Annotated in this window: 14 protein-coding genes; 4 read left to right on the top strand and 10 right to left on the bottom strand. The window is 63.0% G+C overall.

Annotated elements, in window-relative coordinates; translation table 11 throughout:
* Positions 1-23: 23 nt before the first annotated feature.
* The 3 genes from NKI08_RS17750 to NKI08_RS17760 are packed head-to-tail and all read right to left on the bottom strand — an operon-like array spanning position 24 to position 2050.
* Positions 24-737 carry a HoxN/HupN/NixA family nickel/cobalt transporter gene (locus tag NKI08_RS17750; RefSeq protein ID WP_352771164.1) on the bottom strand — a complete coding sequence of 238 codons (714 nt, stop codon included), beginning with the start codon at positions 735-737 and terminating at the stop codon, positions 24-26.
* A 30-nt stretch (positions 738-767) separates the two neighbouring features.
* On the bottom strand, positions 768-1790 hold the full coding sequence (locus NKI08_RS17755; protein WP_352928274.1) for a cation diffusion facilitator family transporter: 1023 nt from the start codon (positions 1788-1790) through the stop codon (positions 768-770).
* Complete coding sequence (locus NKI08_RS17760; RefSeq protein WP_023719742.1) at positions 1787-2050, bottom strand: metal-sensing transcriptional repressor; 264 nt, start codon at positions 2048-2050, stop codon at positions 1787-1789. Before NKI08_RS17760 ends, NKI08_RS17755 begins: the two co-directional genes overlap by 4 nt.
* A gap of 104 nt (positions 2051-2154) precedes the next feature.
* Here NKI08_RS17760 and NKI08_RS17765 point away from each other — a divergent pair, with 104 nt between their 5' ends.
* The gene (locus tag NKI08_RS17765) at positions 2155-2826 is read left to right on the top strand and encodes a TIGR02117 family protein (RefSeq protein ID WP_352771166.1); all 672 of its coding nucleotides are present in this window, start codon (positions 2155-2157) and stop codon (positions 2824-2826) included.
* Positions 2827-2853: 27 nt separating this feature from the next.
* On the opposite strand, the gene NKI08_RS17770 is transcribed toward NKI08_RS17765, so the two are convergent.
* The gene (locus NKI08_RS17770; RefSeq protein WP_352771168.1) at positions 2854-4071 is read right to left on the bottom strand and encodes an FAD-dependent monooxygenase; all 1218 of its coding nucleotides are present in this window, start codon (positions 4069-4071) and stop codon (positions 2854-2856) included.
* Between the two features lie 19 nt (positions 4072-4090).
* Entirely contained in the window at positions 4091-4336 is a 246-nt protein-coding gene (locus tag NKI08_RS17775; protein ID WP_352771170.1) for a zinc-finger domain-containing protein, read from the bottom strand.
* 149 nt (positions 4337-4485) lie between these two features.
* Here NKI08_RS17775 and NKI08_RS17780 point away from each other — a divergent pair, with 149 nt between their 5' ends.
* Genes NKI08_RS17780 through NKI08_RS17790 form a run of 3 tightly spaced genes read left to right on the top strand, consistent with a single transcriptional unit; the run spans position 4486 to position 8894 of the window.
* Positions 4486-6687: an RNA degradosome polyphosphate kinase gene (locus NKI08_RS17780; protein WP_352472643.1), complete on the top strand. Its 2202-nt coding sequence runs from the start codon at positions 4486-4488 to the stop codon at positions 6685-6687.
* Positions 6687-8219 carry an exopolyphosphatase gene (gene ppx / locus NKI08_RS17785; RefSeq protein ID WP_352771173.1) on the top strand — a complete coding sequence of 511 codons (1533 nt, stop codon included), beginning with the start codon at positions 6687-6689 and terminating at the stop codon, positions 8217-8219. The genes NKI08_RS17780 and ppx overlap by 1 nt, the downstream gene beginning before the upstream one ends.
* A gap of 48 nt (positions 8220-8267) precedes the next feature.
* Positions 8268-8894, top strand: coding sequence for a hypothetical protein (locus tag NKI08_RS17790; RefSeq protein ID WP_352771175.1), 627 nt, complete (start codon positions 8268-8270; stop codon positions 8892-8894).
* Positions 8895-8911: 17 nt separating this feature from the next.
* Here NKI08_RS17790 and NKI08_RS17795 read toward each other — a convergent pair whose 3' ends face one another.
* The 5 genes from NKI08_RS17795 to betI all read right to left on the bottom strand — a co-directional run bounded on the left by NKI08_RS17795 (position 8912) and on the right by betI (position 13194).
* Positions 8912-9325, bottom strand: coding sequence for a DoxX family protein (locus tag NKI08_RS17795; RefSeq protein ID WP_352771177.1), 414 nt, complete (start codon positions 9323-9325; stop codon positions 8912-8914).
* Between the two features lie 140 nt (positions 9326-9465).
* Positions 9466-9900, bottom strand: a complete 435-nt coding sequence (locus tag NKI08_RS17800) for a DoxX family protein (protein WP_352501902.1) — start codon at positions 9898-9900, stop codon at positions 9466-9468.
* 159 nt (positions 9901-10059) lie between these two features.
* The gene (fumC, locus tag NKI08_RS17805) at positions 10060-11457 is read right to left on the bottom strand and encodes a class II fumarate hydratase (protein WP_352771180.1); all 1398 of its coding nucleotides are present in this window, start codon (positions 11455-11457) and stop codon (positions 10060-10062) included.
* Between the two features lie 263 nt (positions 11458-11720).
* Entirely contained in the window at positions 11721-12479 is a 759-nt protein-coding gene (locus NKI08_RS17810; protein WP_352771182.1) for an SDR family NAD(P)-dependent oxidoreductase, read from the bottom strand.
* Between the two features lie 112 nt (positions 12480-12591).
* Entirely contained in the window at positions 12592-13194 is a 603-nt protein-coding gene (gene betI, locus NKI08_RS17815) for a choline-binding transcriptional repressor BetI (protein WP_352501904.1), read from the bottom strand.
* Positions 13195-13303 lie beyond the last annotated feature (109 nt).

Genomic DNA, 13303 nt, shown 5'->3' on the forward strand with positions numbered 1-13303 from the left:
AGTGGCTGGGGCCAAATTTTCTCTCAAGCTGAGGTGATCTGCCAGACAGCGACGCCGGCAAGGGCGAGACCGGCGGCGCCCTCGATGGCCCGGGAGATGGTTTCGAACAGGCGTGGCTGGCGCGCGAAAAACTGTACAAGCCGTTCCCGAAACAGGATCGACAACACGGCGACACAGGACAGCGTCAGCGCCACGCCGACCATCATGGTGACGGCAAACAGGGCGCCCGCCGCCGGAACCCCCCTGGAGATTGCGAAAGTCATCGCGAAAAGCGTCAGCGGGCATGGGATCAGGCCTGCCGTGACGCCGACAGCCTCGCCCTCGTGCCTGTGATGATGGCTGTGGCTCAACGCGCGCCAGATCATCCAGACGCCAATGAGGCCGAGCAGCCCGCGACTGATATGCTCCAGAAGCGGAGCGCGGCCGACGCTGCCCAATGCTATTGAGACCAGTGGCAGCGAGAGAGCCGCAATCAGAACGGCAATCGTCACATGCGTGAACGATAGCGTGATAGATACGAGCAGACCACGCGAGACCTTCGCATCCGAACCGGCAAGATAAGTCGCCAGGACGGCCTTGCTGTGCCCCGGCGTCAGCGCATGGGCAGCCCCGAACACGACGCCCATCGGCAGGAAGGCCATGAACGCCAGCCAATTGCCTCCGGCCGCAAGCAGTTGGATCTGTTCGCCGAGCGTCAGATAGATCGTGCGCTGAAATTCGACGAGCGTCTGGAACATCGGACGAGACTAGCAGAAAATCGGCGAGCGTCAGTGCATGTGGCCGTGGTCATGCGTGTGCTCGTGAGGATGGCCGTTCTCTCCACGTTCCGTTGAAAACCGCACATTCGCCTCAGCCAGGGCGGGCATATGCTGGGATAGTTCGTCCTTCAGCGCTGCGGCGATCTTGTTGGCCGCCGACAGCGGCAGGGTTTCGTCCGCGGCAATTGCGATGTCGGCGTGCAATCTATGACCGATCCAGCGCGCCTTGGCATCGACAATGCGCGCGCCCGGAACATGCTCGGCGGCATGTCGGATTTCGTCTATCACACCGGGTTCGATTCCATCCAGCATGCGGGTCAGCACCGAGCGGGCCGATTGCCAGACGATACCGAAGATCGCAATCGTGATCAGCAGGCCGACGATCGGATCGGCCAAGGAAAAGCCAAACCAGACGCCGATGGCTCCGATGACCACGGCAAGGCTGGTAAGTCCATCTGTGCGGGCGTGGTAGCCGTCGGCAATCAGTGCCGCGCTGTTGATTTCGCGGCCGACGCGGATACGGAACACGGCAACCGCCTCGTTGCCGAGGAAGCCGACAATGCCCGCCGCAGTCAGCCAGCCCAGGTGTGTCACCGCTTGTGGATTGATCAGCCTGTCGATGGCTTGGTAGGCAGCGACTACAGCGCTGAACAGGATGATGAGCACGATGATGATGCCGGCCAGATCCTCGACCCGGCCCAAGCCATACGTGAAGATCCGCGACGGCTTGCGCCGCGCCAGAACGAACGCAATCCAGAGCGGGATCGCCGTGGTCGCGTCGCCGATGTTATGGATCGTGTCGGCCAGCAATGCCACGCTCCCCGACAACGCAACCACGACCATCTGCAATGCCGCGGTGATGGCCAGGATCACGAACGACCATTTGATTGCCCAGATGCCCCGGTCGGTGGTGGCAATTGTCGCGTCGATGACGCCATGGCTGTGACCGTGCGGACCGTGATCGCCGTGATGATGTGCGGCGTGCGAGCCGAACCCGAGCCAGTCCAGAATGCGGGCTACGATGGCATTCATAGATATTTCGCCAGCTGCTTGAGTTCCGCCAGCGAGTTGCCGCCGGTTTCGACGCTGTCGGTCAGGCAATGCTCGATGTGATCGTTGATCAGCTCGCGCTTGGCGCTGCTGATGGCCCTTTCGACGGCATGAAGCTGCTGCGCCAAGTCAACGCAAGGGCGATGCGCCTCGATCATCGCCAGCACCGCCGCAAGGTGGCCTTGCGCGCGCTTCAGGCGCTTTATGATGGAAGGATGCGAGGCGTGGAGGTGATCTGACATGCCTCAGCGTATCCTCCCGGGGAGGATACGCGTCAAGCTCTAAGTCAGCTGTGCAACTTTCGGAGGGGCTTCACCTTGAGCATTGCTTGTTCTATGCCTTTCCCATGAAGAAGCTTGCCCGTTTTCTTGGCCTGCTGGTCGTTGCAGCAGTCCTTGCGGTGGCATTGGGCACACTGCTGCCGCGCCCGCTCTGGCCGGCGGCAGTTGCCGATCCGATCGGCTCAAGCCACCGCATCCTGGTGCTGAAAAATCCGATCCACACCGACATCGCCATCCCGGTCGACGACGATGTGCGCCGGCGCTTCCATTTCCTGGTCGATGCCGGCATTCCAGCAGACGTGGCGGAGGTCCGCTACATCGTCTTCGGCTGGGGCGGCCGCGCCTTCTATCTCGAGACGCCGACCTGGTCGGAACTGAAGGCAGTGCCGGTGATGAAGGCGCTGACCGTCGATGCCTCGGTGATGCATGTCGACATTTCAGGCGAAATCGCCGAGCCGCATCCCGACGTCGCCGGCTTCGACATCGGCGAGGAGCGGTTTACGGCGCTGCTCGATTACATTGCGGGAAGCTTCCGGCAGGGACCGAGCGGGGCCATGCCGATCGAGAATGCGGCGTATTCCCGTTTCGATCGTTTCTTCGAAGGCAATGGCCGTTTCAACGCGCTGGTCGGCTGCAACACCTGGGCGGCGGCGGCACTGCGCACCGCCGGGCTGCGCACCGGCTGGTGGAACCCGCTGCCGGCATCGCTCGGCCTGTCGATGCGGCTTTACAATTGACCGGGCGACTTAGGACCGCCGAACGTCCTACGCCCGCCAGCCGTAGAGCCAGTCGAGATCGGCGGCGAGTTTTTCGGGCGAGCGCATCGCCAGGAACAGGTTGCGGGCCATCGCCACCGGCCCGGCCGCATGCCAGGCGAGGCGATTGACGGCGCCGCGGCGGGCGACCTGGGCGACGCGCGGCCGCCGCGCCTGTTCCCAGGCGACAAGCGCGCTGCTGAGATCGGCGGGCGAGGTGGCAACGAAACCGGCAAGGGTTACCGCGTCTTCGATCGCCATCGCCGCGCCCTGTGCGGCAAACGGCGTCATCGCGTGCGCCGCGTCGCCGGTCAGCGCGATGCCTTCCGGCGTCGTCCACCGCCGCTGCTCGACTATGTGGATCGGCCATGCCGTCCACGGCGCGGCCTCGTTCGCCAGGCGGACCAGCGCCGGCGCGGCGCTACGCATGGCGCTGGCGAGGATGGCGGGGTCGGCATGCCCTGACCAGCCCTCGGCGATGCGCTTGCCCTTGGTGAAGGCCGCGAGGTTGAAGACAGTGCCACGGCTGACCGGATAGGCGACCATATGGAAGCCTGGATGGAGGAATGCGGTAACGCAATCGGGCGCACCGATCGCCCTGAAGGCTTGTCCGGCAAGGCTGTCCGCGGCCACCGTGGCGCGCCAGGCAAGCTCGCCCGAGAATCGGCTTCTGCCGAATTCGGCCGCCTTGCGGGCAAGTTTTTCTCGCACCGACGACCAGACGCCATCGGCTCCGACCAGCAACGATGCTTCGGTTTCGATGGTCGTGCCGGCAATCTCGATTGTTGCGGTGATGCCATTCGGTCCGGTTGCGACGCCGCCGACGCGGGCACCGGTGACAAGCTCGACCTCGGGCCGCTCGGCTATCCGCTGCATCAGCGCTGACTGCAGATCCGCGCGGTGGGCAACGAGATAGGGCGCTCCCCAGCGCGTTTCGGCCGCCTGGCCAAGCGGTACGCGCGCCAGCTTGCGCAGCGTGGCGGCATCCTTGAGCACGACCGCCTCCGGGCGCACCGACGTCGGCAGCAGCCGATCGAGTACGCCGAGCTGCCGTAGGATGCGCGTCGCGTTGGGCGAAAGCTGGATACCGGCGCCGGCAGCCTCGAGGTGCTGCGCCTGTTCGAACAGTTTTACCCGATAGCCGCGCTCGGCGAAGGCCAGTGCCGCGGTCAGCCCGGCGACGCCCGCCCCGGCGATTACCACCTGCCGGGACTGCGTTTCCTGCATCAGGCTTGTCGCGGAAGAATCAGGCGGCCTGGTCGATATAGAGGCAGCCCGGCGGGTGCGTTTCCAATGCCTTCAGTTTCGGCGAATAGCGATAGAGCGTCGAGCAATAGGGGCAGACCTTTTCATTGTCGTCGCCCATGTCGAGAAATACATGCGGATGGTCGAAAGGCGGATTGGCGCCGGTGCACATGAATTCCTTGACGCCGATGTCGATTGCCGGGTAGCCCGCATCGTTCTGGAAATGGGGAATGGAACCGCCTGCCATCGTCGTCTCCTGATCTCGTCGATTGCATCTGGATCATAACCCGTCTCTTTGCAAGATCGATGAAATGAAACTGTCGCAAAAGCCTGTCAGAGGATAAGTTAAGCCGGTTACGGCTGTGCTCGTCGAACGGTGTGGGAAGAGCGGAAACCATGAACGAACTGAAGCCGGTGCAGAACGAATTCATCACCGTCGAGGCGGCGAGCCGCGAAGGCGGCAATCCCGACCGCTTCGTCAACCGCGAGTTTTCCTGGCTGCAATTCAACCGGCGCGTGCTCGAAGAGTCGCTGAACGCCAACCATCCGCTGCTCGAGCGTGTTCGCTTCCTGTCGATATCGGCCGCCAACCTCGACGAGTTCTTCATGGTCCGCGTCGCCGGTCTTGCCGGCCAGGTGCGCGAAGGCATCGTGCTGAAGAGCCCGGATGGGCGCACTCCCGAGCAGCAGCTCGAACAATTGCTGCGCGAGGTCGAGCGCCTGCAGGAGGACCAGCAGAACAGCCTTTCGGCGCTGATGCTGCTGCTCGACAAACAAGGCATCGAAAGCATCACCCGCGATGCGCTGACCAAGGACGAGAAGACCTGGCTCGAGGACCATTTCCAGGAGCAGGTATTTCCGGTCCTGACGCCGCTGTCGATCGACCCGGCGCATCCGTTTCCGTTCATTCCCAATCTCGGTTTCTCGATGGCGCTGCAATTGCGCCATCGCAAGAACGGCGAGGAAATGAGCGCGCTTCTGCGCCTGCCGGTGGCGCTGAGGCGCTTCATCCGTTTGCCGGATCGCAAGCATCATGTCCGCTTCATTCCACTCGAAGAGGCGGTCAGTCTCTATATCGGCAAGCTGTTCCCCGGCTATGAGGTCAAGGGCTCCGGCACATTCCGCATCATCCGCGACAGCGATATCGAGGTCGAGGAAGAATCAGAGGATCTGGTGCGGCTGTTCGAGACGGCGCTGAAGCGGCGACGCCGCGGCTCGGTCATCCGGATCGAGTTCGACCGGCTGATGCCGCCCGAATTGCGTGACTTCGTCGCCGGCGAGCTTGGCGTTTCGGCAAGCCGGATCAGCGTGCTCACCGGTCCGCTGGCGCTCAGCCAGATCTCGGAGATCGTCGCCGTCGCCCGCGACGATCTGAAGTTCACGCCCTACAATCCGCGCTTCCCCGAGCGCATCCGCGAGCATGGCGGCGATTGTTTTGCCGCGATCCGCGAGAAGGACATCATCGTCCACCACCCCTACGAATCCTTCGACGTCGTGGTGCAGTTCCTGCGCCAGGCAATGGCCGATCCGGAAGTGGTGGCGATCAAGCAGACGCTCTATCGCACCTCCAACGACAGCCCGATCGTACGCGCTTTGGTCGACGCCGCCGAGGCCGGCAAGTCGGTGACCGCGCTAGTCGAGCTCAAGGCGCGTTTCGACGAGGAAGCCAACATCCGCTGGGCGCGCGACCTCGAGCGCGCCGGCGTTCAGGTCGTCTTCGGCTTTCTCGAACTGAAGACCCACGCAAAGATGTCGCTGGTGGTGCGCCGCGAGGATGGCAGGCTGCGCAATTACGTGCATCTGGGCACCGGCAACTACCACCCGGTCACGGCACGCATCTACACCGACCTGTCCTTCTTCACCACCGATCCGACGATCGCGCGCGATGTCGCCCAGCTGTTCAACTTCATCACCGGCTATGCCGAGCCGGCCGAGCAGATGCGGCTGGCCATCTCGCCGTTTACGCTGCGCGACCGCATCCTCCAGCACATTTCGGATGAGATCAGCCACGCGCTGGAGGGCAGGCCGGCCCGCATCTGGATGAAGATGAACGCCTTGGTCGACCCGATCGTCATCGATGCGCTCTACGATGCCAGCCGCGCCGGCGTCGAGATCGATCTCGTCGTGCGCGGCATCTGCTGCCTGAGACCGCAGGTGCCCGGCCTATCGGAGAACATTAGGGTGAAGTCGATCGTCGGCCGTTTCCTCGAGCACAGCCGCATCTATTGCTTCGGCAACGGCCACGGCCTGCCCTCGGACGGGGCGATCGTCTATATCTCCTCGGCCGATCTGATGCCGCGCAATCTCGACCGCCGCGTCGAGACCATGGTGCCGATCACCAATCCAACTGTGCATGAGCAGGTGCTCGGCCAGATCATGCTCGGCAACATCATGGACAACCAGCAAAGTTTCGACGTATTGGCTGACGGAACCTCCCGGCGCGTTGTGCTGGAGGAGGGCGAGGAACCGTTCAACGCGCAGGAATATTTCATGACCAATCCGAGCCTGTCCGGACGGGGCGATGCGTTGAAGTCGCATGCGCCCAAGCGCATCGCGCAGTTCAAGCGCCGCAAGAAACAGAACGCAGCGACGGGCTGATGATTTCAGCGTCCCAGGGCCGGCTTCAGGACCGCCGACCGCTGTCCATCATCGATATCGGATCGAACTCGATCCGTCTTGTCATCTATGAAGGACTGGCGCGCTCGCCGACCTTGCTGTTCAACGAAAAGATGCTGGCCGGCCTCGGCCGCGGCATCGTTTCGACCGGAAAGCTCGATCCCGAGGCGGTGACGCGCTCGATGGAAGAGTTCCGCCGCTTCCGCGCGCTCTCCGACCAGGCCGGCGCCGAGCGCATATATGTGCTGGCGACCGCCGCCGCTCGCGAGGCCGTCAACGGCCCCGACTTCATCCACCGCGCCGAGGATGTGCTCAAGACCGAGATCCAGGTGCTGAGCGGCCGCGAGGAAGCCCATTATTCGGCGCTCGGCGTCATTTCCGGTTTCCATCCGGCCAACGGCATTGCCGGCGACCTTGGCGGCGGCAGCCTCGAGCTGATCGATATTGACGGTGAGACGATCGGTGACGGCATCACGCTGCCGTTGGGCGGCTTGCGCCTGCAGGACATGGCGAAGAACTCGCTGACCCAGGCGGCAAGGATCACGCGCGAGCAACTGGCGCGGGCGAAATTGCTGAAGGGCGGGCAGGGCAGGGCGTTCTACACGGTCGGCGGCACCTGGCGAAACCTCGCCCGGCTGCACATGGAAATGACCAACTACCCGCTCGGCGTCATGCACCATTACGAGATCGGCATCGAAAGCGCCGCGAACTTCCTCCGGCAGGTTGCCAAGGCCGAGATCGACAAGATCAAAGGCATCGAGGGCATCTCCAAGAACCGCCGCTCGCTGCTGCCCTATGGCGCCATCGTGCTGCAGGAGATCATGGCGGCGATGCAGCCGTCGAAGATCATCGTGTCGGCGCTGGGCGTGCGCGAGGGCTTTCTCTATTCGCTGCTCGACAAGGCCGAGCAGAAAGCCGATCCGCTGATCTCGGCGGCGGAAGAGCTTGCCCGCCTGCGCTCGCGCTCGGTCGACCACGCGCATGAGCTTGTCGAGTGGACCGGCAAGGCCTTCTCTGCCTTCGGCATCGACGAAACCAGGGACGAGGCGCGCTACCGCCACGCCGCCTGCCTGCTCGCCGATATCGGCTGGCGTGCCCATCCCGAATATCGCGGCAAGCAATCGCTCAACATCATCGCCCACGCCTCGTTCATCGGCGTCGACCATCCCGGCCGCGCCTTCCTGGCGCTTGTCAGCCTGTTTCGCCACGAGGGCGTGTTCAATGAAGCCGCGCCGGAAATCCGCGGACTGGCGACGCCGCGCTATCTCGAGCGCGCCCGCGTCTTGGCGGCGTTGCTGCGCGTCGTCTATTTGCTGAGCGCGGCAATGCCCGGCGTCATGCCGCGGCTGAAATGGGAAAACCGCGGCAATGGCGTGCTGGCGCTGGTGCTGCCGGCAGCACTGGCCGATCTTTACGGCGAGCGGCCCGCCGGCCGGCTGGCACAACTGGCAAGGGTCACCAATCGCCGGCTGGTGCTGGCGGTCGAGGGCGGGCCTAGCATGTCTGTCAAATAGACGCCCGCGCTGTCGCGTCGCGACCGTTGAGGAAAGAAGGGAAACGCCGTGAAATCCAGGCAGGTTCTTCAGCTGTTGGTTGCGGCGATCTTCGTCCTCTTCGCGGGCGCCGCCAGTGCCCAGACGCTGTACACCCTGTCCGTCGTGGCCAAGGGGACGTTCGATCTGGATCGACATTATCCCAAAGAGCCGGGCGTCAGAACGCCATTCAATTTTCATAGAATGCTTCGCGCACCCAAAAACAGAGAGAAAATAAACTACTTCGTGTTCAAGCCGAGCGCCGACATATTCAAGCTCATGAAATCCCTCTCGAAGAGCGATTTATTCTCACGCCTCGAGCCGTGTTCGAGAGGGGTCGATCGAACTCTTTCCGACAAGGCTCAGACCATCGGCGGGTCGATCAAGCCCATCGTGGGTCGGTCCGATCTGTTACCATACGTGAAGAGACAAGAACTGATTCAATCAGATGGTTATGTGTACGTCGCCATTGACAGCAATCTTCGAAATTACGTCAAGGACCCAAACGATTTTGGATCCGAGTGGGTGGCAATGGCGGTAAAGAAGAAACAGCTCTGTCTGTATGTGGGAGTGGGGGAGATGGGGTTCCGCGGTTTTGCGTCGGTGCCCGTCAATATAAGTCGCCTCGCAAATTTCGTCTTCCTAGACACCAAGTAGACAGGTGCGGGTGGCGCTCAGGCGCGGGCTCCAAGCATTCTGCCGTCGGCCGACCATGCACCCGCGCCAGCCATCGCCAGCGCCAGAAAACCGCCTGATATCGCGATGTCCTTCATCAGCATCTGCGAATGCATGAAGGTCAGCGTCGGATCGCCGCCGCCTTGGCCATAGTGGCCGATGAACGCTGTCGCGACGCAAAAGGCGGCGAGCAGCAGCGCCACGATCGGCGTCTTGAAGCCGACGAGGATGAGCAGCCCGGCGATCAGTTCGAACAGCCCGGTGCCCCAGGCAGCCAGCGTCGGCAGCGGCAGGCCAAGGCCGGCGAAATAGCCGGTCGTGCCGGCAATGTCGGTCAGCGCGTGGAAGCCGGACGGCACGAACAGTGCGGCGAACAGCAGTCGGGAAAGCAAAAGCAGCGCATTGCGGGGCATGGTAACCTCCGTTGTCGGCCGGGTGGCCAAGAGCCCGATCCTAGCAGAATTCCGGTCAGCGGACCGACAGGCACAAACGACAACGAAAAAGGGGCGCGGAAAATTCCGCGCCCCTTTTGTTCAGGAAATGCTGGACTGCTTCAGCCGCGCTTGGCGTCGATCGAATACGCGCCTGGGCCCGAGGAGGCGAGCACGAGGAAGCCGCCGGCAATGCCGAGGTTCTTCATGAAATTGATCATCTGCATCTGATCGGCCCAGCCGGTGTGGGCGACCAGCGCGGTGGCGACGGTGAAAATCGCCATTACCCAGCCGACGATCCGGGTCTGGAAGCCGACGAGGATGGCCAGGCCGCCAAGCAGTTCGATAAGGCCGACGACAATGGCGGTCACCATCGGCAGCGGCAGGCCAAGGCTGCCGAAATAGCCGGCGGTGCCGGCAATCGCCGTCAGCTTGCCGAAACCCGAAAGCAGGAAGATGACCGAAAGCAGGATGCGGCCGAGCAGGATCGTGCCCGAGGCGCCGGCGGCGGTGCCGGAACCGGCAAACGAAGTATTGGCGGACGTGTTGGTGGACATGTGTAACTCTCCAGAAGGATTTGGCCAAACGGCTTGGGATACCCGTCTAGTTAGCGCAGGCCGACTGTTCACCAAAGATGCCAGATTGGTTACGGATTGTTCACCAAGGTAACGTTTTCGCGATCAACATGGGTGTTGAGATCCAGGCATATCAACGCCCTAGCCTGGATGCGTCATGTCCTCCGGCCGCACCAGCCGCTCATAATCGGCTTCGCTGACCAGCCCGGTGGCCAGCGCTTCCTGGCGCAGCGTGGTGCCGTTCTTGTGCGCCGCCTTGGCGATCTTGGCGGCGTTGTCGTAGCCGATCGTCGGCGCAAGCGCCGTCACCAGCATCAGCGAACGGTCGAGTGCTGCCTTGATGTTGTCTTCGCGGGCCTCGATGCCGACGACGCAATTGTCGGTGAACGACACGGAAGCGTCGGCCAGCAGCTGTACCGATTGCAGGAAACAATAGGCCATCAGCGGATTGTATACGTTGAGCTCGAAATGGCCCTGACTGCCGGCGAAGCTGATCGCCGCATTGTTGCCGAACACCTGCACGCAAACCTGCGTCATCGCCTCGCATTGGGTCGGATTGACCTTGCCTGGCATGATCGAGGAGCCCGGTTCGTTTTCCGGCAGCGACAATTCGCCGAGGCCCGAACGCGGGCCGGAGCCGAGCAGGCGGATGTCGTTGGCGATCTTGAACAGCGCCGCCGCGCAGGCATTGATGGCGCCGTGCGAGAAGACCATGGAATCATGCGCGGCCAGCGCCTCGAACTTGTTCGGCGCGGTGACGAAATCGATGCCGGTGATCGCGGCGATGCGCGCCGCCACCTTTTCGGCAAAACCGACCGGCGCATTGAGGCCGGTGCCGACCGCGGTGCCGCCCTGTGCTAGCTCCTGCAGGCCGGGCACGGTCATCTCGGTGCGCTTGACCGACGAGGCGACCTGCGCCGCGTAGCCCGAGAATTCCTGGCCGAGCGTCAGCGGCGTCGCGTCCTGCGTGTGGGTACGGCCGATCTTGACGATGTGGGCGAAAGCCCTGGTCTTGGCCTCGAGTGCCGTATGCAAATGTCTTAGCGCCGGTAGCAGGTCGTGAGTGATGCGCTCGGCGCAGGCGATGTGCATGGCCGTCGGATAGGTGTCGTTCGACGACTGGCTCATGTTGACGTGGTCGTTGGGATGCACCGGCTTCTTCGATCCCATGACGCCGCCCAAAAGCTCGATCGCCCGGTTGGAAATCACCTCATTGGCGTTCATGTTGGACTGGGTGCCTGAGCCGGTCTGCCAGACGACCAGCGGGAAATGCTCGTTCAGCTTGCCGTCGATGACCTCCTGCGAGGCCTCGATAATGGCCTTGCCGATCGCCGGATCGAGCCGCTTCAGCTCCATATTGGCCTCCGCTGCCGCCCGCTTGACGATGCCCAGCGCCCGCACGATCGACGCCGGCTGTTTCTCCCAGCCGATCTTGAAATTGGCAAGCGAACGCTGCGCCTGCGCGCCCCAATAGCGGTCGGCGGCGACCTCGATGGGACCGAACGTGTCGGTTTCGGTTCTGGTCTCTGGCGCGCTCACGAAGTCTCTCCGGTTTGCAATTTGCAAACGGCGTATCGCGTTGCACAAATGCCTTCAAGCGGAGATTGCGGGTGACGGGAATGCAAATCGGTTGAAGGTGCTGGCAATCTCCCCACTTGAGGGGGAGATGTCGCCGAAGGCGACAGAGGGGGGCGGTAGGTCTTGACGCAACTCCCATAGCGGACGGAACAGGCTGGTGTTCCACGCGAGACGACCCCTCTGGCCTGCCGGCCATCTCCCCCTCGAGGGGGGAGATCGCAATCTTACCCCGCCGTGTATCCTCCATCCACGGCGAAGATTCCGCCGCTGGTCCATGCTGCTTCGTCGCTGGCGAGATAGACCGCGATGCCGGCAAGGTCGCTGGTCCGGCCGATGCGGCCGAGCGGATAGCTGCGCTCGACATAGGCCTTGAGCTCGACTTGCGCGGCCTCAGGCAGGTTTTCGATCGACCTGCGCCGCATCGCTGTGTCGACCGTGCCGGGCGCGATCGCGTTGACCCTTATGCCGCGCGGCCCGAGCTCGAAGGCGAGCGACTTGGTCAGCGAATTGAGCGCGCCCTTCGACAGCGAATAGAGGCTGGACGGCCGCTTCGGGATCATCTTGTGCGCGAAATAGGACGAGATGTTGATCACCGAAGCCGCACCCGGCGCGAGATGCGGCAACAGCCGTTGGGTGAGAAAGAATACCGCCGTGACGTTGAGCGCGAATGACTGCTGGAACTGGTCCTCGCTGACGGTCTCGAACGGCACAAGGAACGCTACGCCGGCATTGTTGACGAGGATATCGACAGGTGGGCCGCGCCTGGCATGCTCGACCACGGCATCGATGCCGGCAACGGCCGACAAATCGGCCGACAGCGTGTCGACATTATCCCCGAGCTGCTTGCGGGCGGCGTTGAGTTTTTTGTCGTCGCGGCCGACGATCAGCACGTCCGCGCCTTCGCGCAAGAAAGCCTCGGCGATTGCCAGCCCGATCCCGTCCGAGCCGCCGGTGACCAGTGCCCGTTTGCCGCCTAGTCTCATCCAACACTCCCGCGCATTGCCGTCTTGTCTGATAAGGAGAACAGCGCCGTTGCCAATTGTGGTCAAGCCGCCGGCCTATCCTACAATATGAACTTTCGGCTGATGCGCCTGTCTATTCGGCAGCGGCTGCACCGCGCCGAACAGCCAGCCGCGTAGCGACGAAATCCTTGACCTGATGAATGGCCTGTTCACGCGTGACGCTGCCTGGCTGCAGGCCAAGCCGCAACCACAGCCCGTCGATCAGGGCGGTGACGCCGAAAGCGATCTCGTCAGCATCGCGTGCCGGCGCCAGACCGCGCAGGCCAGATAGCAGGTTGGAGCGCATGCGCGCATGGATCACCTTCTGAATGCGGGCAAGCTTTTCGTCGCGCGGCACCTCCGCGCAAAGCGAAAGCCAAGCGTGGCAGAGGGACGGCTGGAAGAGATGCGGCTCGAAATTGCCTTCGATGATGGCCTCTATCCGCTGCATTGGCGTGCGCGCCTGTCTCAGCCGCTCGACCACCGCATGCCGCAGCACCAGGTTCGATTCGCGCATGGCATGCTCGAACAGCTCCCGCTTGCTGTTGAAATAGTGCAGCACGATGCCCTTCGACGCACCGGCCTGTGCCGCCACTTTTTCTATGGTCGCGCCAGCTATGCCTTCGCGCTGAAGCACGGCAAAGGCGGCTTGCCGCAGCTCCTTGCGGCGTATGTCGCTGAGACGCTTGAGTTTCACGGGCCAGGATCCATATGTGGACGGCGCCCTGCCTGCAACGGTTGTTTTGCGTCGTTTTCGATCGCTTGCGTCCATATGTCCGGCCTTTGAGCACGGTCCTTGCGGCCGC

The organism is Mesorhizobium sp. M0768 (assembly GCF_040320195.1).
In the GTDB taxonomy this organism is placed as follows: Bacteria; Pseudomonadota; Alphaproteobacteria; order Rhizobiales; family Rhizobiaceae; genus Mesorhizobium.

What these genes read in the sequence shown, in the direction of transcription:
- NKI08_RS17760 (WP_023719742.1), bottom strand. Translation starts at nt 2,050, where the DNA reads ATGTCAGATCACCTCCACGCCTCGCATCCTTCCATCATAAAGCGCCTG.
- ppx (WP_352771173.1), top strand. Translation starts at nt 6,687, where the DNA reads ATGATTTCAGCGTCCCAGGGCCGGCTTCAGGACCGCCGACCGCTGTCC.
- NKI08_RS17810 (WP_352771182.1), bottom strand. Translation starts at nt 12,479, where the DNA reads ATGAGACTAGGCGGCAAACGGGCACTGGTCACCGGCGGCTCGGACGGG.
- NKI08_RS17800 (WP_352501902.1), bottom strand. Translation starts at nt 9,900, where the DNA reads ATGTCCACCAACACGTCCGCCAATACTTCGTTTGCCGGTTCCGGCACC.
- NKI08_RS17780 (WP_352472643.1), top strand. Translation starts at nt 4,486, where the DNA reads ATGAACGAACTGAAGCCGGTGCAGAACGAATTCATCACCGTCGAGGCG.
- NKI08_RS17770 (WP_352771168.1), bottom strand. Translation starts at nt 4,071, where the DNA reads ATGCAGGAAACGCAGTCCCGGCAGGTGGTAATCGCCGGGGCGGGCGTC.
- NKI08_RS17750 (WP_352771164.1), bottom strand. Translation starts at nt 737, where the DNA reads ATGTTCCAGACGCTCGTCGAATTTCAGCGCACGATCTATCTGACGCTC.
- NKI08_RS17795 (WP_352771177.1), bottom strand. Translation starts at nt 9,325, where the DNA reads ATGCCCCGCAATGCGCTGCTTTTGCTTTCCCGACTGCTGTTCGCCGCA.
- NKI08_RS17755 (WP_352928274.1), bottom strand. Translation starts at nt 1,790, where the DNA reads ATGAATGCCATCGTAGCCCGCATTCTGGACTGGCTCGGGTTCGGCTCG.
- NKI08_RS17775 (WP_352771170.1), bottom strand. Translation starts at nt 4,336, where the DNA reads ATGGCAGGCGGTTCCATTCCCCATTTCCAGAACGATGCGGGCTACCCG.
- NKI08_RS17765 (WP_352771166.1), top strand. Translation starts at nt 2,155, where the DNA reads ATGAAGAAGCTTGCCCGTTTTCTTGGCCTGCTGGTCGTTGCAGCAGTC.